The following is a 19901-nucleotide window of genomic DNA, read 5'->3' as shown; positions in this document are numbered from 1 at the left end:
TCAGAGCCCGACCGCGCCGTAGAGGGAGCCGATCTCGGAGCGGTTGAGCGCGCGGATCGAGCCCGGGCGCTGGTTGCCGAGCGCGACGTCGGCGATGCGGGTGCGCACCAGGCTGTGCACGGGGTAGCCGACCTCGGCCAGCAGCCGCCGGACGATGTGCTTGCGCCCCTCGTGGATGACGACCTCGACCAGCGCGCGGTTGCCGAAGTTGTCCACCAGCTTGAACGAGTCGACCTTGACCGGGCCGTCGTCGAGCATGATCCCCTGGCGCAGGGTGCGGCCCACATCGCGGGCGACCGGGGCGGGCACCTCGGCGAGGTAGGTCTTCTTGACGCCGTAGGAGGGGTGCATCAGCCGGTGGGCCAGCTCGCCGTCGTTGGTCAGCAGCAGCAGGCCCTCGGTGTCGGCGTCGAGGCGGCCGACGTGGAACAGCCGTTCGGAGCGCTGGCGCAGGTAGTCGCCGACGCACGGCCTGCCCTGGTCGTCCTCCATCGTGGAGTGCACGCCGCGCGGCTTGTTGAGCGCGAGGTAGACGCGGTCGTCGCGCACGTTCACGCGCACGCCGTCGACGTGGATCACCGCGGTGAGCGGGTCGACCCGGCGGCCCTGCTCGCGCACGACCTCGCCGTCGACGCTCACCCGCCCCTGGTCGATGAGGTCCTCGGCGGCGCGGCGGGAGGCCACCCCCGCCTGGGACAGGACTTTCTGCAGCCGGATTCCCTCGGCCGCTGGGCTAGACGACATCGTCGATCGCATCCACTTCTGGCAACAGCGGGGCGATCGGGGGCAGGTCCGCCAGCGAGGACAGCCCCAACCGCTCCAGGAACAACTCGGTCGTGCGGTACAGGTGGCCGCCGGTGTCGGGGTCGGTGCCGGTCTCCTCGACCAGCCCGCGCACCACCAGCGTCCGCATCACGCCGTCGACGTTCACCCCGCGCACCGCGGCCACCCGCGAGCGCGTCACCGGCTGACGGTAGGCGATGACGGCCAGGGTCTCCAAGGCGGCCCTGGTCAGCTTGGTCCGCTGCCCGTCGAGCAGGAGCTTCTCGACGTAGGGGGCGTAGACGTCGCGGGTGTAGAAGCGCCAGCCCTCGCCGGAGCGGCGCAGGTCGATGCCGGAGCGGCGCGCGGTGTAGCCATCGGCGAGGCGGCGCAGCCCGGCCCGCACCCGTCGGACCGGCTGGTCGAGCGCCCCCGCCAGCGCCTCCTCCTCGATCGGCGAGTCGACCACGAGCAGCACGGCCTCCAGCGCGGCGTCGAACACCTCGTCATCAGCCAGCGGCGGCTCCTCACCCGCCCCGCCCACGTCCTGCGGCTCGGTGACCGGTGCTTGAGCGCTCGCCGGCTCCCCCTGCGCCTCGCTCGCCGGTTCGACCGCCTCCGGCTCCGCGGTCGGCGGGTCCACCGTCCCGGGCTCCGCTGCCTCTGGCTCGGCCGCCGACGACCCCGCGTTCGCGGGCTGGGCTGCCTCGGGCTCGGTCGGCGCCTCGGGGTTGGCGGCCGGGGCCGCCGCGGGGGGCGCGATCTCCTCGGTCACCCGTACTCCTCTTCCTCGTCGGTCGCCGCGGCCGAGGCCGCCTTGGCGTCCTCGACCGAGCCGCCGGTCCACTCCACGCGCAGCTCGCCCAGCGGCTCGTCCTGGGTGAACAGGACGGTGGCCTCGCGGTACAGCTCCAGCAGCGCCAGGAACCGGGCCACCACCTCCATGGTGTGCTCGCAGTCGGCGGTCAGCTCGGCGAAGGTCAGCGTGCCGTGCTCGGCGAGGCGGACCCGCAGCAGGGCCGCGGTCTCGCGGACGGACACCTTGCCCATGTGCAGGTGGTCGATCGACACCGTGGGCGGCGGCTTGGGCCGGAAGACCGCGGCGGCGATCTCGGCGAAGCGGGCCGGGTCGACGCCCAGCATGACCTCGGGCAGCAGGGCCTGGAAGCGCTCCTCCAGGGCGACCGAGCGCGGGTAGCGCCGCAGCGCGCCCGCCTCCAGCTCGCCGAACAGCGCGGCCACCTGCTTGTAGGCCCGGTACTGCAGCAGCCGCGCGAAGAGCAGGTCCTTGGCCTCCAGCAGCGCCAGGTCCTCCTCGTCCTCCACGTCGCCTGCGGGCAGCAGGCGCGCGGCCTTGAGGTCGAGCAGGGTCGCGGCGATGACCAGGAACTCGGTGGTCTCGTCGAGGTTCCAGTCCGGGCCGAGCGCGCGGATGTGGGCGATGAAGTCGTCGGTCACCCGGTGCAGCGCCACCTCGGTGACGTCGAGCTGGTGCTGGGAGATCAGCTGCAGCAGCAGGTCGAACGGGCCCTCGAAGTTGGCCAGCCGGACGGTGAAGCGCCCGTCGGCGGGCGGGTCGGCCACGGCGGTCACGGCCCGCTGTCCTGGCGCAGCCGCCGGACCAGCACCGAGTCCGCGCCGTTGTCGGCGAGGTCGGCCAGCACCACGGCCACCGCCTCGCGCACCACCCGCCCGCGGTCCACGGCGACGCCGTGCTGGGCGCGCAGCGCGAGCCGGGCGTGCTCCAGGGCCAATAACTCCTCGTCGGAGATGTACACGGTGATCTTGGCGTCGTGCTTCTGGCGCGGGGAGGCACCGGGGTGGGTCACCGGGCTATCACCTCGCGCGCGAGCTGCCGGTACGCGCGGGCGCCCGCCGAACGCGGGGCCCACGTGGTGATGGGCTCCCCCGCCACGGTGGTCTCCGGGAACCGGACGGTGCGGTTGATGACGGTGTCGAACACGGTCTCGCCGAACGCCTCCACTACTCGCGCCATCACTTCGCGGGAGTGCAGCGTACGCGGGTCGAACATCGTCGCGAGAATCCCGGTGATGTCCAGCTTCGGGTTGAGCCGTTCACGCACCTTGTCGATGGTGTCGATCAACAGCGCGACACCGCGCAGGCTGAAGAACTCGCACTCCAGCGGGATCAGCACGCCGTCGGCGGCGGCCAGCGCGTTGACCGTCAGCAGGCCCAGCGACGGCTGGCAGTCGACGAGCACGAAGTCGTAGTCGGCCACGATCGGCCGCAGGGTGCGCAGCAGCGCGTGCTCGCGGCCCACCTCCGACACCAGCTGCACCTCGGCCGCGGACAGGTCGATGTTGCTGGGCAGCAGGTCCATGTTCTCCACGCAGGTGCCCAGCACCACGTCGCGCAGCTCGACGTTCTGCCCCATGAGCGCGTTGTAGATCGTGCGGTCGAGCTGGTGGGCCGGGATGCCGAGGCCGACCGACAGCGCCCCCTGCGGGTCGAAGTCGACCAGCAGCACGCGCCTGCCGAACTCGGTCAGCGCGGCGCCGAGGTTGATCGTGGACGTGGTCTTGCCGACCCCGCCCTTCTGGTTGCAGATCGCGAGCACCCGGGCCGGGCCGTGCCGGTCGAGCAGCGGGGGCTCGGGGATGTGCCGCCGGGGCCGCCCGGTCGGCCCGGTCCCGTTCGGCGAGACGTCGTCGAGCAGGTCGTCGTCGGCGTCGGACGCGGCGCGGGGCGCGATGGACAGCTCCACCGTGCCGCCGCGCCGGGCGCCCGGTGGCGGAAGTGTCGACATGGCGATCTAGCTCCTTGTCGCCTGCGATCGGTCTCCACCGCAGCGTAAGTGCGCGCGGGGGACCCACCAACGCGGCTCGCCGTGCGCAAACGATTGACCGCTAGCGATCGGCGCCCGCCAGCGCGCCGACCACGGCGTCGAGCAGCCCCGGGAACGCCCGGTCGAGGTCTTCGCGGCGCACCGACAGCATCCGCTGGGTGCCGTCCGGGCGGGTGTGGGTGACCCCGGCCTCCCGCAGCACCCGCAGGTGCTGGGAGAGGGTCGACTTGGCCACCGACACCGTCAGCGCCCCGCACGGCATCTCCTGCGCGGCCGTCAGCTGGGCCACGACGGCCAACCGGGTCGGGTCGCTGAGCGCGGCCAGCACGGCGGGCAGGCTCAGCTCGCGCGGCTCGTCGACTCCGCTCATGGCCGGACAGCGTAGACCGCGATCCGGGCCGTGTCAGCCATCAGCCGGGTAACGCACCCCCAGGTCAGCGCGGGCGCGGTCCATCATGCCCAGGATGGCGACGGTCTCGGCCAGCGGGACGAGCGGGCTCTCGGCCAGGCCCGCCCGCAGGCAGCGCTCCACCTCGGCGACCTGCGGCCCGTAGCCGTTGCCGGGCAGCGCCTCGGTGACGACCTCGGTGCCCGCGCCGCGGGTGTGCACGACCAGCTCGCACGGCCGGTAGATCGGGGTGCCCACGCGCAGCCAGCCCTCGGTGCCGACGACCGTGGCCTCCCCCGGCGTCCGCGCCGCGGTGGTGCAGGCGACGTGGGCGTAGCGGTCGTCGTCGTAGGACCACTGCATCGCCAGCGTCGAGTCCGAGCCGGTCGGCGAGAGGTGACCGGTCGTGGCCACAGCGGTCGGCGCGCCCAGGAACATCCAGGCGAAGGTGGCCGGGTAGACGCCCATGTCGAGCAGCGCGCCGCCGCCTGCGCCGAGGTCGAACAGCCGGTGCGCCGGGTCGAAGGGGAAGCGGTGGCCCAGGTCGGCGTGCACGCTCACCACCTGCCCGATCGCACCGTCGCGCGCCAGCTCCAGCGCGCGGCGCACCAGCGGGTTCATCCGCATCCACATGGCTTCCATGCAGAACACGTCGCGCTCGGCGGCCGCGGCGACGATCTCCGAGGCCTGCCGCGCGGTCAGCGCGAACGCCTTCTCCACCAGCACGGCCTTGCCCGCCGCGATGGCCAGCAGGGCGTGCTCGTGGTGCTGGGCGTGGGTCGTGGCGATGTAGACGACGTCGAGGTCGGGGTCGGCGACCAGCTCGGCGTAGGAGCCGTAGGCGCGCGGGGCGCGCAGGCGGTCGGCGAGCTTGCGGGCGCGGCCGAGGTCGCGGGCGCCGACGGCGACGACCTCGCTGTCCGCGGACGCGGCGATGTCCGCGCCGACGGTGCCTGCGATCGACCCGGCGCCGAGGATGCCCCACCGGACGGGGCGGTCGGACGGAACAGTGGTGGGCACGATTCAGAAGGCTACCCCAGGGCCCGCGGGTGGGCACTGGCGTAAACCTCCTGGAGGGTGGTGACGGTCACCAGCGTGTAGATCTGCGTGGTGGTGACCGAGGCGTGGCCGAGCAGCTCCTGCACCACCCGCACGTCCGCGCCGCCCTCCAGCAGGTGGGTAGCAAAGGAGTGGCGCAGCGTGTGCGGGGAGACCGACGCGGTGATCCCCGCCGCCTCGGCCGCGGTCTTGAGCGCCGCCCACGCGCTCTGCCGCGACAGCCGCCCGCCGCGCGCGTTGAGGAACACCGCGGGCGAGCCGCGCCCGCCCGCCGCCAGCGCCGGGCGCGCCCGCACGAGGTAGGCGTCCAGGGCCGCCAGCGCGGGGCGGCCCACCGGCACGATCCGCTGCTTGCCGCCCTTGCCGTCGAGCCGGACCGCGCGCTCGGTGGCGTCGATGTCGTCCAGGTCGAGGCCGACCGCCTCGGAGATCCGCGCGCCCGTGGAGTACAGCAGCTCCAGCAGGGCGCGGTCGCGCAGGCCGCCGGGGCCGTCGGCGGCGGGGGTGTCCAGCAGCCGCAGCACGTCGTCCACCGGCAGCGCCTTGGGCAGCCGCCGCGGCGGGGTCGGCGGCTTGACCTCGCGCGCCGGGTCGTGGGCGACCAGGCCGTCGAGCACGGCGAAGCGGTGCAGCCCGCGGACCGCGACCAGCGCGCGGGCGGCCGAGGACGCGGCCAGCGGGGGGTGGTCCGGTCCGCCTTCGCGCAGCCGCGCCAGATACGCCGAGACGTGCCGCTCGGTGACGTCGGCCAGGTCGTGCACCCCGTCGGCGGCCAGGTGGTCGCGGTAGCGGCGCAGGTCGCGCGCGTAGCCGTCGAGGGTGTTGGCCGCGGTGCCGCGTTCGACCGCCAGGTGGTCGAGGTAGCCGCGGATCACGTGATCGACGCTGGACGTCACCCCGGCGAGGGTAACGGAACGTCAGCAGCCTGCCGTTCGTCTACTTAGAGTGGGGACGATGAACGACGCAGGGGGAGACGCGCTGCGGGTCGGCACCGCCGAGCGGGATGACGCCATCCGCATCCTCGGCGAGCACTTCGCCGCGGGCCGGTTGCAGATGGACGAGTACGAGCAGCGCGTCGGCGAGGCCACCGCGGCGGTGACGCGCGGCGAGCTGCGCGCGCTGTTCGCCGACCTGCCGCCGCCCTACCCGGCGTTCGTGGCCCCGCCCGCGTGGCCGGTCGCCCCGCAGCAGCCGCTGCCGATCTACCCGCCGCCGACCGCGCCGCCCCCGGTGGTCTACTCCCCCAAGTCGAAGCTGGCCGCCGGGCTGCTGCAGATCTTCGTCCCGATCGGCGCGGGCCGCTTCTACACCGGCCACTACGGCATCGCCGTCACCCAGCTGCTGACCTGCGGCGGCTTCGGGATCTGGTCGCTGATCGACGGCATCATCCTGCTCAGCACCGACTCCACCGACGCCGAGGGCCGCAGGCTCCAGGACTAGAGCCGGTCGGTGAACGCCGTCGGCCGGTCCGCCCACGGCGCGTCCGCGGGCCGGGTCGGCGCGGCGCCGGTGACCACCGCGTGCGCGGCGAGGATGCCCGCCACCGCGGTGGAGTTGACCACCTCGCCCGCCAGCGCCATCCGCACGGCCTCGGCCAGCGGCACCCGGTGGATCTCCAGGTCCGCCTCCTCCTCGCCCATGTGCTGGCGGGCGGTCTCGGTGAGCCCGGTGGCCAGGTAGACCCGCAGCACCTCGTCGGTGAAGCCCGGCGACGAGGCCAGGTCCACCAGCACCGACCAGTCGGCGGCCTCGACGCCCGCCTCCTCGACCAGCTCGCGCTTGGCCGTGGCCAGCGGGTCCTCGCCCGCCTTGTCGATCAGCCCGGCGGGCAGCTCCCACAGCCGCCTGCCCACCGGGTGCCGGTACTGGTGGATCAGCACGACCCGGCCCTCGTCGTCCACCGCGGCCACGGCGACCGCGCCGAGGTGCTCGACCACCTCGCGGCTGTGCACGCTGCCGTCGGGCATGCGCACCTCGTCCACGCGCAGCGCGAGGATCCGGCCGACGTGGACGTCGCGGGTGGCCACCACCTCGAAGTCGTGCCTGCTCACGCGCCCACCGTCTCCGCGACCGGCTCGTCAACCTCGACCGGCAGGCGCTGAGCGCGCAGGTGGTCGACGGCGGCCTTGATGAACCCGGCGAACAGCGGGTGCGGGCGGGTCGGGCGGCTCTTGAGCTCCGGGTGGGCCTGGGTGCCGACGAAGAACGGGTGGGCCTTGCGCGGCAGCTCGGCGAACTCGACCAGGCGCCCGTCCGGGGAGGTGCCGGAGAACACCACGCCCGCCTTGGTGAGCCGGTCGCGGTAGGCGTTGTTGACCTCGTAGCGGTGCCGGTGGCGCTCGGTGACCTCGCGGGCGCCGTAGACCTCGGCGACGACCGAGCCGGGGGTGAGCACGGCCGGGTAGGAGCCCAGGCGCATCGTGCCGCCCATGTCCCGCTCGCCCGCGACCACGTCCTCCTGGTCGGCCATCGTGGAGATGACGGGGTTGGAGGTGGTGTCGTCGAACTCGGTGGAGTTCGCGTCGGCGATGCCCGCCAGCGAGCGCGCGGCCTCGATGACCATGCACTGCATGCCCAGGCACAGGCCCAGCAGCGGGATGCGGTGGGTGCGGGCGTAGGTGATCGCGCCGATCTTGCCCTCGATGCCGCGCACGCCGAAGCCGCCGGGGATCAGCACGCCGTCCACATCCGACAGCGCGGCGGCGGCCCCGGCCGGGGTCTCGCAGTCGTCGGAGGGCACCCAGCTGATCTCGACCTTGGCCCGGTGGGCGAACCCGCCCGCCCGCAGCGCCTCGGTCACCGACAGGTAGGCGTCCGGCAGGTCGACGTACTTGCCGACCAGGGCGATGCGCACCGTCTCCTTGGGCTTGTGCACGCGGTCGAGCAGGTCGCCCCACACCGTCCAGTCGACGTCGCGGAAGGGCAGGCCGAGGCGGCGCACGACGTAGGCGTCCAGGCCCTCGCGGTGCAGCACGCGCGGGATGTCGTAGATGGACGGTGCGTCCGGGGCGGCGACGACGGCGTCGGTGTCGACGTCGCACATCAGCGCGATCTTGCGCTTGAGCCCGTCGGGGATCTCCCGGTCGGCCCGGCAGACGATCGCGTCGGGCTGGATGCCGATGTTGCGCAGCGCGGCCACCGAGTGCTGGGTGGGCTTGGTCTTCAGCTCCCCCGACGGCGCCAGGTAGGGCACGAGCGAGACGTGCAGGAAGAAGACGTTGTCCCGGCCGACGTCGTGGCGCACCTGGCGGGTGGCCTCCAGGAACGGCAGCGACTCGATGTCGCCGACCGTGCCGCCGACCTCGGTGATGACCACGTCCGGGGTGCGCCCCGACGGGTCCGGGTCGGCCATCGCCAGGATGCGGGCCTTGATCTCGTCGGTGATGTGCGGGATGACCTGCACGGTGTCGCCCAGGTACTCCCCGCGCCGCTCCTTGGCGATCACCGCGGAGTAGACCTGCCCGGTGGTGACGTTGGCGTTGCCCGCCAGGCTGCGGTCGAGGAAGCGCTCGTAGTGGCCGATGTCGAGGTCGGTCTCGGCCCCGTCGTCGGTCACGAAGACCTCACCGTGCTGGAACGGGTTCATCGTCCCGGGGTCGACGTTGAGGTAGGGGTCGAGCTTCTGCATCGTCACCCGCAGGCCGCGCGCGGTGAGCAGCTGGCCGAGGCTGGACGCGGTGAGCCCCTTGCCCAGGGAGGAGGCGACGCCTCCGGTGACGAAGACGTGCTTGGTCGTCCGAGCGTGCTGCAACGAGGCTCCCGTGGTGTCCGGCGTCCGTCCGCGGCGGGTTTGCCAGCCGCAGTTCCACGGAAGTCCACCCTAACACCTGGTCGCCCCGTCGCAGCACGGCCCGGCGGCCACCGGCGGTCAGGGCGTCGGCGAGCAGGCGGTGCTGCCGAGCCGGACCTCCCCGTCCAGGCCGGAGCCCGGCTGGAACCGGATGCGCAGCATGGTCAGCCCGATGCTGCCGTCGTTGGGCGACGGGCGGGTGACGGCGTTGAACGTGGCGGTGGCCAGCAGCGTCCCGTCGGCCGCGCGGATCTCCCGGACGTAGTTCACCGGCACCGGGTCGGGCAGCGCGCTCAGGCCCGACATCCCCTCGTACGACCAGCTGACGTGGGTGCCGGTCGGCGAGCCGGTGCAGGTGACGGTCCACTCGGCGATGCGGATGCGCGGACCGCCCACCGGCACCAGCGCCGAGAGCTCGAAGCCGGTGCCGGTGGCCGTGGAGACCGTCTGCGTGGTGTGGGTGGCGGGGTCGATGTCGGTCCGCGTGCACGAGGACGTGCCACCGCCGAAGGTCACCCCGGACGCCGAGCGCACGCCCGAGCTGCCGGAGGTGGGCCCGTCCACCGAGCACGGGGCGATCGGGTCGATGGCGACCTGGCCGCCGGCGCCGCCGTAGGCCGCCGAGCCCGTGTCGGCGACGCCCGCCGGGGTGGTGGCCGCGGTGGCGGGCGCCGCCGTCGCCGCGAGGGCGATGACCGCGCAGGCGCCGATTCTCTTGAGCATGGCGACTCCCTTGATTGGGTGCGTGGACTGCTCGAATGATTGACGCGCGGCCCTGCCGACCCGCGCAGCCACACGCCCCGCCACCCGATCGGGGAACGGAATCAGCCTTCCGAGGCGCGGGCCGTCACTGCTCCGGCATGCCCGGCGCGACCCCCTGCGCGGTGCCCGCGGTGCCGTAGCGGCCCGCCTGCCCGTCGAGCTGCTCGACCAGCGCCAGGACGGTCACCACGCGGCCTGCCGCGGTGTCGACGTTGTCCACGGTGGACAGCACGGAGGTGGCCGCGGTGTCCACGCGGACGGCCCCGACCGCGCCCGTGGCGTCGGCCGAGCCCTGGCCCCCGGCCAGCACCGCGCCCGCCCCGGAGCGGTCCACCTGGGTGGCGAAGCGGGCGATGATGGCGGCCCGGTCGCCCGCGGCGGGCCCGGTGTTGGCCCCGCCGGTGAGGATGATCGCCAGCTGGGCGGGCTTGAGGTCCGGGGTGGTCTTGAGGAAGCCGCCGTCGGCCAGCCCGGCCAGCGCGGCGGCCGACTCCTCCGGGCCCGCCTGCGGCTTGTTGTCGGTGCTGGAGATCAGCAGGACCGGGCCGAGCAGGCCGCCCGCCAGCGTGCCGGGATCGGTCGCGGTGGGCAGCTGCACGCCCGCGGGCAGCAGCCGGGTGGCGATCTGCTTCAGCTCGGCGGAGCGCGTGTGGTCGGCGAAGGCGTCGCTGAGGGTCACCTCGCCGGTGACGATGCCACCTGCGCCCCTGATCAGCGCGGTGAGGGCGTCGCGGTCCTCCGGGCGCGCGTCCGGGGTGCTGATCAGCACGACGGTCCGCTTGTCCAGCGCGCCGCGCACGGCCATCGGCCCGATCGTGGCGGCGAAGGCGTCGGCCTCGGCCAGCCTGCCGTCCAGCGCGGTGCGCTCGGCCTGCAGCCGGGTCACCTCGGTGCCGAGGTCGCCGTTCTCCGCGGCCAGGCCGGACAGCAGCGTGCGGCTCAACGTGGTGGAGCCGAGCACCACCCCCACGGCCAGCGCGAGGAACACCGCGGCGGTGGAGACGATGTGGTAGCGCAGGGAGATCACGAGAACAGCCCCTTGACCCAGTCGATGATCGAGTTGCCCACGCCAGCGGCCCAGTCCAGGTAGGCCCCGCCGACCCCGGACACCGCCAGCGCCGCGCCGAGCGCGGCCACCACCAGCAGCAGGACCGCGCCCACCGAGACGCGGCTGCGGTGCAGGGCGGCGACCGCCTTGCCGTCGACGAGCTTGCTGCCCAGCCGCAGCCGGGTGAGGAAGGTCGACGGGTTGGATCCGGACCGCCCGCGGTCGAGGAACTCCCGCAGGGTCGCCTGGAAGCCGACGGTGACGATCAGGCTCGCCTGGTGCGTCTCGGCCAGCAGCAGGGCCAGGTCCTCCGGGTTGCCCGACGACGGGAAGGTGACCGCGCCGACGCCGAGGTCCTGGATGCGGGCCAGGCCGGGGGCGTGCCCGTCGGCGTAGGCGGGCACGACGACCTCCGCGCCGCAGCGCAGCGTGTCGGTGCTGATGCCGTCCGGGTCGCCGACGATGACGTCCGGCTTGTGCTTGAGCGCGCGCAGGGTGTCCGCGCCGGAGTCGACGCCGATGAGCAGGGGCCGGTGCTCGGCGATGTAGCGCTTGAGCCGCTTGAGGTCGGCCACGTGCTCGTGCCCGGGCGCGACGACGAGCACCTGCCGCCCGCGCACCGGCGTCTCCAGCTCGGGCACCCCCACGCCGTCGAGGATGAGCGAGCGCTCCCGGCGCAGGAACTCGATGGTGTTGGCCGAGAACGCCTCCAGCTGGGCGGACATGCCCGCCTTCGCCTCGATCATCTGGTCGGCCACCGAGTCCGGCGTCTGCCGGGTGCCCTGGGCGACCTCCCGCTCCCCCACGTACACCCCGCCCTCGTGCAGGCGCAGCTTGCTGCCCTCGCGGATGGCGCGCACGGCCTCGGCGCCGACGTTGTCGATCAGCGGGATGCCCGCGGCGACGATCACCTCCGGGCCGAGGTTGGGGAAGCGCCCGGAGATCGACGGCGCGGCGTTGACCACCCCGACGACCTCGGCGGCGACCAGCGCGTCGGCGGTCGGGCGGTCGATGTCGATGCGGTCGATGACGGCGATGTCGCCGGGCGAGAGGCGTTTGAGCAGGTCCCCGGTGCGGCGGTCCACCCGGGCGATCCCCGTCACCCCGGGCGGCGTCTCGTGCGACCGGTTGAGCAGTCCGGGCAGCTTCATGCGCCGATCGTGGCAAACGCACCGCCGTCCGGCGGGGTGCCACGCCGTCATCGGACGGGTGGCACATCCCCCGAACGGGTGATCAGCCGGTGGGTCGTTTGGCCTTGGCGGGGCGCGGCTTCCCGGTCATGGCCAGGTCGTGCTTCTCCCCCTCGGCCAGCGCCAGCAGCTCCTCGGCGTGGGCGCGGCCGGTCTCGGTGGACTCCATGCCCGCCAGCATCCTGGCCAGCTCGATCACCCGCTGGCCCTCGTCGAGGGTGCGCACGTCGCTGCGGGTCACCCCGCCTGCGGCGCTCTTGTCGACCACCAGGTGCCGGTCGGCGAACGCCGCGACCTGGGCCAGGTGGGTGACCACGATGACCTGGTGGCTGCGCGCCAGCCGGGCCAGCCTGCGCCCGATCTCGACCGCGGCGCGCCCGCCGACGCCCGCGTCCACCTCGTCGAAGACCAGCGTCGGCACCGGGTCGGAGTGGGCGAGCACGACCTCGATGGCCAGCATCACCCGCGACAGCTCGCCACCGGACGCCCCCTTGTGCACGGGCAGCGGTTGGGCGCCGTCGTGGGCGACGAGCAGCAGCTCCACCTCGTCCACGCCGTCGGGCCCGGCGTGCAGGCGCTGCCCGTCGACGTCGATGCCGTGCGGGTCGCCCGCGTCGGCGGGCCGGGGCTTGACCGAGATCTGCAGGCTCGCCTGGCCCATCGCCAGGCCGCTCAGCTCGTCGGTCACCGCCTTGGCCAGCGCCTCGGCCGCCACCCGGCGGGCGGCGCTGAGCTCGGCGGCGATGCCCGCCAGCTCCCCGGCCAGCGCGTCGCGGCGCGCGGCCAGCTCGGCCAGCGCCTCCTCGGAGGTGTCCAGCCCGGCCAGCCGCTCGGCCGCGTTCGCCGCCCAGGCCAGCACGCCGTCGATGTCGGCGGCGTACTTGCGGGTCAGCGCCTTCAGCTCGGCCTGGCGGGCCAGCACCTGCTCCAGCGCGGCCGGGTCGGCGTCGAGGGACTCCAGGTAGGCGGTCAGCTCCGCGCCGATGTCGCCGATGAGCACGGCGGCCTCGGCCAGCCGCGGCTCCAGCTCGCGCAGCCGGGGGTCGTCGCTGCCGGAGAGCCTGCGCTGGGCCTCGCCGAGCAGACCGAGCGCGCCGGGGGCGTCCGGGTCGCCGTCGGGCGAGCCGGAGACGGCGTAGGCGGCGGCGGTGGCGGCCTCGCGCAGCTGCTCGGCGTCGGCGAGCCTGCGGGCGCGCACGACCAGCTCGTCGTCCTCGCCGGGCTGGGGGTCGACCGCGCTGATCTCCTGCACGCCCAGGCGCAGCAGGTCCGCCTCGCGGGCCAGCTCGCGGGCGCGGGTGGTGCGGTCGGCCAGCTCGGCGGCGACGGCGACCCACTCGTCGCGGACCCTGCGGTAGGCGGCCAGCACGCCCGCCACGTCGTCGCCCGCGTACCGGTCGATCACGGCGCGCTGCTCGGCCGGGCGCAGCAGCCGCAGCTGGTCGTTCTGCCCGTGCACGGCGATCAGGTGCTCGGCGAGGTCGGCCAGCAGGCCGACGGGGGCGGAGCGGCCGCCGACGTGGGCGCGGGAGCGGCCGTCGGCGGCGACGCTGCGCATGGTGATCAGCGCGCCGTCCTCGTCGGGCTCGGCGCCCGCCTCGGTGGCCAGGGCCGCGGCGCGGCTCCCGGTCAGGTTCTCGAACCGGCCCTCGACGACGGCCTTGGATTTGCCGCTGCGGACCCGCGACGCCTCGGCGCGGCCGCCGGAGAGCAGGTGGAGGCCGGTGACGACCATCGTCTTGCCCGCCCCGGTCTCACCGGTGACCACGGTGAACCCCGGGTGCAGGTCCAGCGTGGCCTCGTCGATGACGCCGAGGTCCTGGATGCGCATCTCGGCTAGCACACGGCGAACCCTAGCGGTTCCCGCCGACGTGTGGGGATGGCGCTACCTGGCCCGCCAGCCCTGCACGGGCAGATCGAACTTGTCCACCAGGCGGTCGGTGAACGGATCGTCGCGCAACCGGGCCAGACGCAGCGGCAACGCCCCGCCGACGACCTGCACCCGGGCCCCGGGCGGGATCTCGTAGGTGCGGCGGCCGTCACAGCAGAGCACGGCCGGGTGGCCGTCCGGGTCGACCTCCACGGCCACCACCGAGCGCTGGGAGACCACCAGCGGCCGGGAGAACATCGCGTGGGCGTTGCTGGGCACGACCAGCATGGCGTTGACGTCCGGCCACACGATCGGCCCGCCAGCGGAGTAGGCGTAGGCGGTGGAGCCGGTCGGCGTGGCGCACAGCACGCCGTCGCAGCCGAAGGAGGACACCGGCCGCCCGTCGACCTCGATGCGCACGTCGAGGATCCGCTCCCGGCTGGACTTCTCCAGGCTGGCTTCGTTGAGCGCCCACGTGCGGGCCAGCACCTCGGCGCCGAGGTGGGCGGTGACGTCCACGGTCATCCGGTCCTCGACCAGGTACGTCCCGTCGACCACCCGGGCCACGGCGTCGTCCAGCGCGGCGGACTCGGCCTCGGCGAGGAACCCGACCCGGCCCAGGTTGACCCCCAGCACCGGCACGCCAGCGGGCCGGGCGGCCTCGGCGGCGCGCAGCAGCGTCCCGTCGCCGCCGAGGACGAAGACCAGCTCGACGCCCTTGGCCGCGTCCTCGCCGAAGGGCACGACGCTGCTGTAGCAGGAGTTGTCGAGGTCGGCGGCCTCGTCGTCGAGGGCGCGCAGGCGCACCCCGGCGCCCGCGAAGCGCGCGGCGACCTTCTCGGCGGTGCGCCGGTTCTCCTCGCGTCCGGTGTGGACGACCAGCAGGATCTCCCGGCTCATGCAGGTCCCTCCCGGACGGCGGTGTCGACCAGGTCCGCGGCGTCGACCGGCTCGCCGCGGCGCAGCCAGACGAAGTACTCGACGTTGCCCGACGGCCCCGGCAGCGGGCTGGCGACCACGCCGTGGGCCCGCAGGCCGAGCTTGCCCGCCTGGTCGAGGACGCCGCGGACGGCCTCGGCGCGCAGGGCCGGGTCGCGCACGACGCCCCCGGAGCCCAGGCGCTCCTTGCCGACCTCGAACTGCGGTTTGACCATCGGGAGCAGGTCGGCGTCGGGGGCGGTGCAGGCCAGCAGCGCGGGCAGGACCAGGCCGAGGGAGATGAAGGACAGGTCGGCCACGACCAGGTCGACCGGGTCGCCCACCGCGGCGGGGTCGATGGCGCGCACGTTGGTGCGGTCGAGGACGGTGACGCGCTCGTCGGTCTGCAACCGCCAGACGAGCAGGCCGCGGCCGACGTCGGCGGCCACGACGTGCCGGGCGCCGCGGCGCAGCAGGACGTCGGTGAAGCCGCCGGTGGACGCGCCCGCGTCCAGGCAGCGCTTGCCCTCGACCGGGATCCCGAAGGCGTCGAGCGCGCCGATGAGCTTGTGCGCGCCGCGGGAGGCCCAGTTCTCGTCGGCGGCGTCCTCGCGCACGACGATCGGGGCGTCGGCCGCCACGGCGGTGGCGGCCTTGGCGGCGACGGTGCCGCGGACGGTGACCCGTCCCGCGGCGATCAGCGTCCCGGCGTGGTCGCGGGAGCGGGCCAGGCCCCGGCGGACGAGTTCGGCGTCGAGCCGCGCCCTCCTGGGCACGGTCAGACCTTATCGATGCTGGCCAGCGCCGCCGTCAGCGCGACGTGCACGGCCTCGAACCGGTCCACGTGCTCGGCGACCGGGACCGCGTCGAGCCCGGCCAGGCCCGCCAGCGCCTGCTCGATCGCGTCGTCGTGCGTCGGCGGCGGCCCGGGCCGTGGGATGTCTGGGTGCACGTCCCCAAACTATCCGATCGAGCGGGTGGAGATGCCCAACGCTGCCATGGCGTGATCCGCCGCGGGGTCGGCCGAGGTGACGGCCTGCCCCGACCACACGGCCGCGCACAGGGCGCGCAGCAGCGCCAGCGGGTCGCCGTCGCCGCTGACGCGGCCGTCGCGGATGGTCCAGCCCGCTTGGGGGCCGACCCGCAGCTCGGCCTCCGGGCGGAAGACCCCGGCGACGTCCTGGGCGATGTGCGTCGGCCTGCGGTGCGGCTCGGCGGCCAGCAGCGCGGCCGGGGTGTCGACGCCGGTGAGGACGAACAGGGCGGGCAGGCCGACGGCCGCGGCCCCCTCGATGTCGGTGTCGAGGCGGTCGCCGACGACGAGCGGCGCCTGCGCCCCCGCCGCCTTGGTTGCGGCCTCCATCAGCGGCGCGGCGGGCTTGCCAGCGACCACGGGGTCGAGGTCGGTGGCCGCCTGCAGGGCCGCGACGAGCGCGCCGTTGCCGGGGAGCAGCCCGCGCTCGGTGGGGATGGTCTTGTCGACGTTGCAGGCGACCCAGAGCGCGCCTGCGCGCAGCGCGACGGCGGCCTCGGCGAGCAGCGGGTAGCCCAGCTCCTGGTAGAGGCCCTGGACGACGGCCTTGGTGCCCGGCCCGGCGTGGTCGGTCGGGGTGAGCCCGACCGCCCGGACCTCGTCGGCGAGGGCAGGCGACCCGACGACGAGGACCTCCGCGCCGGGCTCCAGCCGCTCGGCGAGGACGAGCGCGCCCGCCTGGGCGCTGGTGCTGACCTCATCCGGATCGGCCGCGACGCCGAGCGCTGTGAGGTGCGCGGCGACGTCGCGGGCCGCCCGCGATGCGTTGTTGGTGACGAACCGGACAGCCACCCCCTCGGCCCGCACCGCCTCGATGGCGGCGGGCACCCCCGGGATGGCCTGCCCACCCCGGAAGACCGTGCCGTCGAGGTCGAGGAGCAGGGCATCACAGGTGTCGAGCAGCCGTCCGGTCATCGCCCTAGTCGGCCTTCCCCGGAGCGTCGCCCTTGTCCGAGGAACCGGCCCCGTCCGAGTCGCCATCGCCCGATTCAGCCTTGCCCGGGGACTCGGCCTCGTCCGAGTCAGCCCGGTCCGAGCCAGCCTCGTCCGGGGAGTCGGCCGCGGTGACCGCGGTGTCGATCCGCGCAGCCTCATCGGCCGGGTCGTCCGCCTTGGACTCGTCTGCCGCGGGCTCGTCTGCCTTCGGCTCGCTGCTTGCGGGCTCGCCTGATTCGGGATCGTCCGCCTTCGGCTCGTCGGCTTCGGACTCCTCGGGTTCGGACTCCTCTTCCTCGTCCTCTTCCTCGTCTTCGTCCGGGCTGTCCGCCGAGTTCGCCGAGTCGGCTGAGTCGGCGCTGTCGGCTGAGTCGGCGGAATCCGCAGAGTCGGCGGAATCCGCAGAGTCGGCCGAGTCCGCGCTGTCCGCGGAGTCAGCGCTATCGGCTGAGTCGGCGCTATCGGCGGAATCGGCGCTATCGGCGGAATCGGCGCTGTCCTCGTCCTCGCTGTCGGGCGAGTCGGAGGGATCGGTGTCGTCCGGGGTGGTGGGGTCGTCGGCTGCCTCGGGCTCGGTGGGGCGCTGCGGCTGCTGGGGTGGGGTGGGGCGGTCGCGCTTGGGGCGGTCCTCGATCAGCTCGACGATCGTCTCCGGGCGGACCGCGGCCACCGCGGACTCGTCGGCGCCGAGTTCGAAGGCGCGCTCGGCGGCGTCGGTCTCACCGTCGTCGTCGGCCTGGGCGGCGTTGAGGAACCAGCGGATGGCCTCCTCGGTGCGCTCGGCGGCCGCGAGGTTGTCCGCGTAGGCGTAGAACAGCCGCGCGCTCCACGGGTCGCGGCGCTTGGGGTCGAGGTCGGGCCCCTGCAGGCCGACGACCGCCGCGTCCAGCTGCCCCATGTCCCGCCGCGCCCCCGCCACGACGATGCGCAGCTCGACTGCGACGTCCGGCGGCAGGTCCGGGCCCGCCTCGCGCGCCAGCTCCAGCGCCCGCTCCGGGCGGCCGAGCGCCCGCTCGCAGTCGGCCATGACGGCGATGTGGTAGTCGCCGCCGGTCATCCGCCGCGCAGCCCGCAGCTCGGCGAGCGCCTCGGCCCACTCCCCCGCGTGGTACGCGGTCAGCCCGGTGGCCTCCCGCACAACACCAACCCGCGACGCCCGCGCCCGCGCGTACCGCGCATGCGCAAGAGCCCGCTCCGGGTCCTCGTCGATGAGCAGGCCCGCCGCCGCCAGGTGCTTGCCCACCCGCTCGGCGAGCGTCTTGGGCAGGCTCCGCAGCCCGGCCCGGACCTCGACGTCGAGCGCGGAGTAGTCGGCGCCCTGCGGCACCTCCGGCTCCCGCTCCCGCCGGTCCTCGAACTGCTCGTCAGCGCGGTAGCCACCCTGGCCAGCGCTGCCATCCGCCTCGCCATGGGGGGCACCGCCCTCGGTCTGCGCCGCCTCAGCCCGGTCGGCGGAGGGCGCGTCAGCCTGGCCCGCCTCGGTCTGGGTCAGGTCGGCCTGGGTCGCGTCGAGCTGCGTGGCGTCCTGCTCACCGCGGTCGATCCGCGGCGCGCGCTCGTCATCGCGCTTACCGTACGGACGCTCCTCGCGCGGCCGCTCGTGCTTGCGATCCCCACGCGGCCCGCGGTCGTCCCGGAAGGACCGGTCGCCAGAGGGCCGCGACTCGCGGTCATCCCGCCGACCCCCGTAGGACCGCTGCCCACCGGAGCGGTCATCCCGCGACCCGCGGTCGTCGCGGTACCCACCGCGCTGCCCGCCGTAGGACCGCTCATCCCGCGAGTCCCCACGAGACCCGCCATACGACCGCTCACCCCGCGAACCACCGAAGGATCGATCCCCCCGCTGCCCACCGAACGAGCGCTCATCCCGCGAGCCGCCGAAGCGCCCTTCGCGCTGACCGCCGTAAGACCGCTCCTCGCGCTGCCCGCCAAAGGACCGACCCTCGCGCTGGCCACCGAACGAGCCGCCCTCGCGCTGCCCGCCGAAGGAACGCCCTTCCCGCGGACCGCCACGCCCTTCCTGCTGACCGCCATAAGAGCGGCCCTCACGCTGGCCGTAGGAACGGCCTTCCCGGTCGCCCCCATAGGAGCGACCTTCGCGGTCACCCCCGAAGGAACGGCCTTCCCGCTGGCCACCGTAAGAACGGTCCCCGCGTTGCCCGCCGTAGGAGCGCCCCTCCCGCTGCCCACCGTACGAGCGATCGTCACGCTGCCCGCCGTAGGAACGGCCCTCGCGCTGACCGCCGTAGGAGCGACCTTCCCGCTGACCGCCGGAAGAACGGTCGTCCCGCGAACCACCGAAGGACCGATCCCCGCGCTGCCCGCCGAAGGAGCGATCGTCGCGCTGGCCCCCGAAAGAGCGGCCCTCGCGCTTACCACCGTAAGAACGGTCGTCGCGCTGACCACCGTAGGAACGGTCGTCGCGCTGCCCGCCGAAGGAACGGTCGTCGCGCTGGCCACCGAAAGAGCGACCTTCACGCTGACCACCAAAGGAGCGGTCGTCGCGCTGGCCCCCGTAGGAGCGATCACCGCGCTGGCCACCATAAGAGCGGCCCTCACGCTGGCCGTAGGAACGGCCTTCCCGGTCGCCCCCATAGGAGCGACCTTCGCGGTCACCGCCGAAGGAGCGGTTGTCCCGCTGGCCGCCGTACGAGCGGCCCTCGCGGGAGTTGCCGTAGGGGCGGTCGTCCCGGGAGCCGCGGTTGTCGCGGTCGCCGCGCGGGCCGCCGTAGGAGCGGTCGCCGCGGGAGTTGTAGGGGCGGTCGCCGCGGGAATCGCGGTCGCCGCCTCGGTTGTCGCGGTCACCACCGCGGAAGCCGCGGTCGTCGCTGCGGTAGTCGCGGTTGCCGCCGCGCGAGCCGCGGTCGCCGTCGCGGAAGTCGCGGCGGCCGTGGTCGCGGTCATGGCTGCGGCCGCGGTCCCGGTCGCGGTCGAAGCCCCCCTCGCCGCGCGGGCGGAAGCCGCCGCGGCGGTCGTCGTCGGAGCGCGGGCGGCGCGGGCCGTCGCCTGCGTCGCGGCGCGGTTTGCGGTCGCCGCGGCCTTGCTCCGACCTGCGGTCACCGCGGTCGCGACCGCCGTCGTCGCCTCGCCCGAACTCCGACACCCGAATCCTCCTGCTAGCTCGGGTGGGGGCAGTCCCACCCCACCCGTCAAACGTTGACAGACAACCTTTGCAGACGCAGAAAAGGGGCTTGTGGCCGGGGCGCAGCTAGCTGCGTCCCCCCACAAACCCCTTCTCTGGTAAGAAGTCCGGCGGTGTCCTACTCTCCCACACCCTCACGAGTGCAGTACCATCGGCGCTGATGGGCTTAGCTTCCGGGTTCGGAATGGGACCGGGCG

The 19901-nt window shown here is 74.3% G+C and carries 21 protein-coding genes and 1 rRNA gene; 2 read left to right on the top strand and 20 right to left on the bottom strand.

The annotated features are described in order from the left end of the window. The 8 genes from ACWEPX_RS26465 to xerD form a co-directional block, all read right to left on the bottom strand. The gene (locus tag ACWEPX_RS26465) at positions 1-744 is read right to left on the bottom strand and encodes a pseudouridine synthase (protein WP_451899953.1); all 744 of its coding nucleotides are present in this window, start codon (positions 742-744) and stop codon (positions 1-3) included. Further along, a complete protein-coding gene (gene scpB, locus ACWEPX_RS26460; RefSeq protein ID WP_451899952.1) occupies positions 734-1537 on the bottom strand; it encodes an SMC-Scp complex subunit ScpB in 804 nt (267 codons plus the stop codon). The genes ACWEPX_RS26465 and scpB overlap by 11 nt, the downstream gene beginning before the upstream one ends. Then, positions 1534-2355 carry a segregation and condensation protein A gene (locus ACWEPX_RS26455; protein WP_451899951.1) on the bottom strand — a complete coding sequence of 274 codons (822 nt, stop codon included), beginning with the start codon at positions 2353-2355 and terminating at the stop codon, positions 1534-1536. The genes scpB and ACWEPX_RS26455 overlap by 4 nt, the downstream gene beginning before the upstream one ends. Next, positions 2352-2654, bottom strand: a complete 303-nt coding sequence (locus ACWEPX_RS26450; protein WP_451899950.1) for a hypothetical protein — start codon at positions 2652-2654, stop codon at positions 2352-2354. Before ACWEPX_RS26450 ends, ACWEPX_RS26455 begins: the two co-directional genes overlap by 4 nt. Further along, entirely contained in the window at positions 2588-3529 is a 942-nt protein-coding gene (locus ACWEPX_RS26445; protein WP_451899949.1) for a ParA family protein, read from the bottom strand. Before ACWEPX_RS26445 ends, ACWEPX_RS26450 begins: the two co-directional genes overlap by 67 nt. Before the next feature lie 100 nt (positions 3530-3629). Then, positions 3630-3938, bottom strand: coding sequence for an ArsR/SmtB family transcription factor (locus ACWEPX_RS26440; protein WP_451899948.1), 309 nt, complete (start codon positions 3936-3938; stop codon positions 3630-3632). 33 nt (positions 3939-3971) lie between these two features. After that, entirely contained in the window at positions 3972-4976 is a 1005-nt protein-coding gene (locus tag ACWEPX_RS26435; RefSeq protein WP_451899947.1) for a Gfo/Idh/MocA family protein, read from the bottom strand. A gap of 11 nt (positions 4977-4987) precedes the next feature. Continuing rightward, positions 4988-5890, bottom strand: a complete 903-nt coding sequence (gene xerD, locus ACWEPX_RS26430; protein ID WP_451900056.1) for a site-specific tyrosine recombinase XerD — start codon at positions 5888-5890, stop codon at positions 4988-4990. Between the two features lie 79 nt (positions 5891-5969). Here xerD and ACWEPX_RS26425 point away from each other — a divergent pair, with 79 nt between their 5' ends. After that, on the top strand, positions 5970-6455 hold the full coding sequence (locus ACWEPX_RS26425) for a DUF1707 domain-containing protein (RefSeq protein WP_451899946.1): 486 nt from the start codon (positions 5970-5972) through the stop codon (positions 6453-6455). Here the strand turns inward: ACWEPX_RS26425 and ACWEPX_RS26420 are convergent. The 11 genes from ACWEPX_RS26420 to ACWEPX_RS26370 all read right to left on the bottom strand — a co-directional run bounded on the left by ACWEPX_RS26420 (position 6452) and on the right by ACWEPX_RS26370 (position 17889). Beyond that, positions 6452-7066: an NUDIX domain-containing protein gene (locus ACWEPX_RS26420; RefSeq protein WP_451899945.1), complete on the bottom strand. Its 615-nt coding sequence runs from the start codon at positions 7064-7066 to the stop codon at positions 6452-6454. The genes ACWEPX_RS26425 and ACWEPX_RS26420 overlap by 4 nt on opposite strands. Continuing rightward, positions 7063-8766 carry a CTP synthase gene (locus tag ACWEPX_RS26415; protein ID WP_451899944.1) on the bottom strand — a complete coding sequence of 568 codons (1704 nt, stop codon included), beginning with the start codon at positions 8764-8766 and terminating at the stop codon, positions 7063-7065. Before ACWEPX_RS26415 ends, ACWEPX_RS26420 begins: the two co-directional genes overlap by 4 nt. 117 nt (positions 8767-8883) lie before the next feature. Further along, positions 8884-9528: a hypothetical protein gene (locus ACWEPX_RS26410; protein ID WP_451899943.1), complete on the bottom strand. Its 645-nt coding sequence runs from the start codon at positions 9526-9528 to the stop codon at positions 8884-8886. Between the two features lie 124 nt (positions 9529-9652). Then, positions 9653-10594 (bottom strand): copper transporter, encoded by a 942-nt coding sequence (locus ACWEPX_RS26405; protein WP_451899942.1) that lies wholly within the window; start codon positions 10592-10594, stop codon positions 9653-9655. After that, positions 10591-11766, bottom strand: coding sequence for a putative cytokinetic ring protein SteA (steA, locus tag ACWEPX_RS26400; protein ID WP_451899941.1), 1176 nt, complete (start codon positions 11764-11766; stop codon positions 10591-10593). The genes ACWEPX_RS26405 and steA overlap by 4 nt, the downstream gene beginning before the upstream one ends. An 82-nt stretch (positions 11767-11848) precedes the next feature. Continuing rightward, the gene (gene recN / locus ACWEPX_RS26395; protein WP_451899940.1) at positions 11849-13648 is read right to left on the bottom strand and encodes a DNA repair protein RecN; all 1800 of its coding nucleotides are present in this window, start codon (positions 13646-13648) and stop codon (positions 11849-11851) included. A gap of 42 nt (positions 13649-13690) precedes the next feature. Next, positions 13691-14575 carry an NAD kinase gene (locus ACWEPX_RS26390; protein WP_451899939.1) on the bottom strand — a complete coding sequence of 295 codons (885 nt, stop codon included), beginning with the start codon at positions 14573-14575 and terminating at the stop codon, positions 13691-13693. Next, positions 14572-15369 carry a TlyA family RNA methyltransferase gene (locus tag ACWEPX_RS26385; protein WP_451899938.1) on the bottom strand — a complete coding sequence of 266 codons (798 nt, stop codon included), beginning with the start codon at positions 15367-15369 and terminating at the stop codon, positions 14572-14574. Before ACWEPX_RS26385 ends, ACWEPX_RS26390 begins: the two co-directional genes overlap by 4 nt. 2 nt (positions 15370-15371) lie before the next feature. After that, positions 15372-15545, bottom strand: coding sequence for a hypothetical protein (locus ACWEPX_RS26380; RefSeq protein ID WP_451899937.1), 174 nt, complete (start codon positions 15543-15545; stop codon positions 15372-15374). 9 nt (positions 15546-15554) lie between these two features. Then, positions 15555-16541: an HAD-IIA family hydrolase gene (locus tag ACWEPX_RS26375; protein WP_451899936.1), complete on the bottom strand. Its 987-nt coding sequence runs from the start codon at positions 16539-16541 to the stop codon at positions 15555-15557. 4 nt (positions 16542-16545) lie between these two features. Next, complete coding sequence (locus tag ACWEPX_RS26370) at positions 16546-17889, bottom strand: hypothetical protein (protein ID WP_451899935.1); 1344 nt, start codon at positions 17887-17889, stop codon at positions 16546-16548. 81 nt (positions 17890-17970) lie between these two features. On the opposite strand from ACWEPX_RS26370, the gene ACWEPX_RS26365 reads away from it, so the two are divergent. After that, entirely contained in the window at positions 17971-19722 is a 1752-nt protein-coding gene (locus ACWEPX_RS26365) for a hypothetical protein (protein ID WP_451899934.1), read from the top strand. 87 nt (positions 19723-19809) lie between these two features. Here ACWEPX_RS26365 and rrf read toward each other — a convergent pair. Further along, positions 19810-19901, bottom strand: a 5S ribosomal RNA gene (rrf, locus tag ACWEPX_RS26360); the annotation flags it as partial.

The organism is Actinokineospora sp. NPDC004072, from assembly GCF_053604195.1.
Note: the sequence above shows the minus strand (reverse complement) of the source record. Positions and strands in the feature narration are given on the sequence as shown.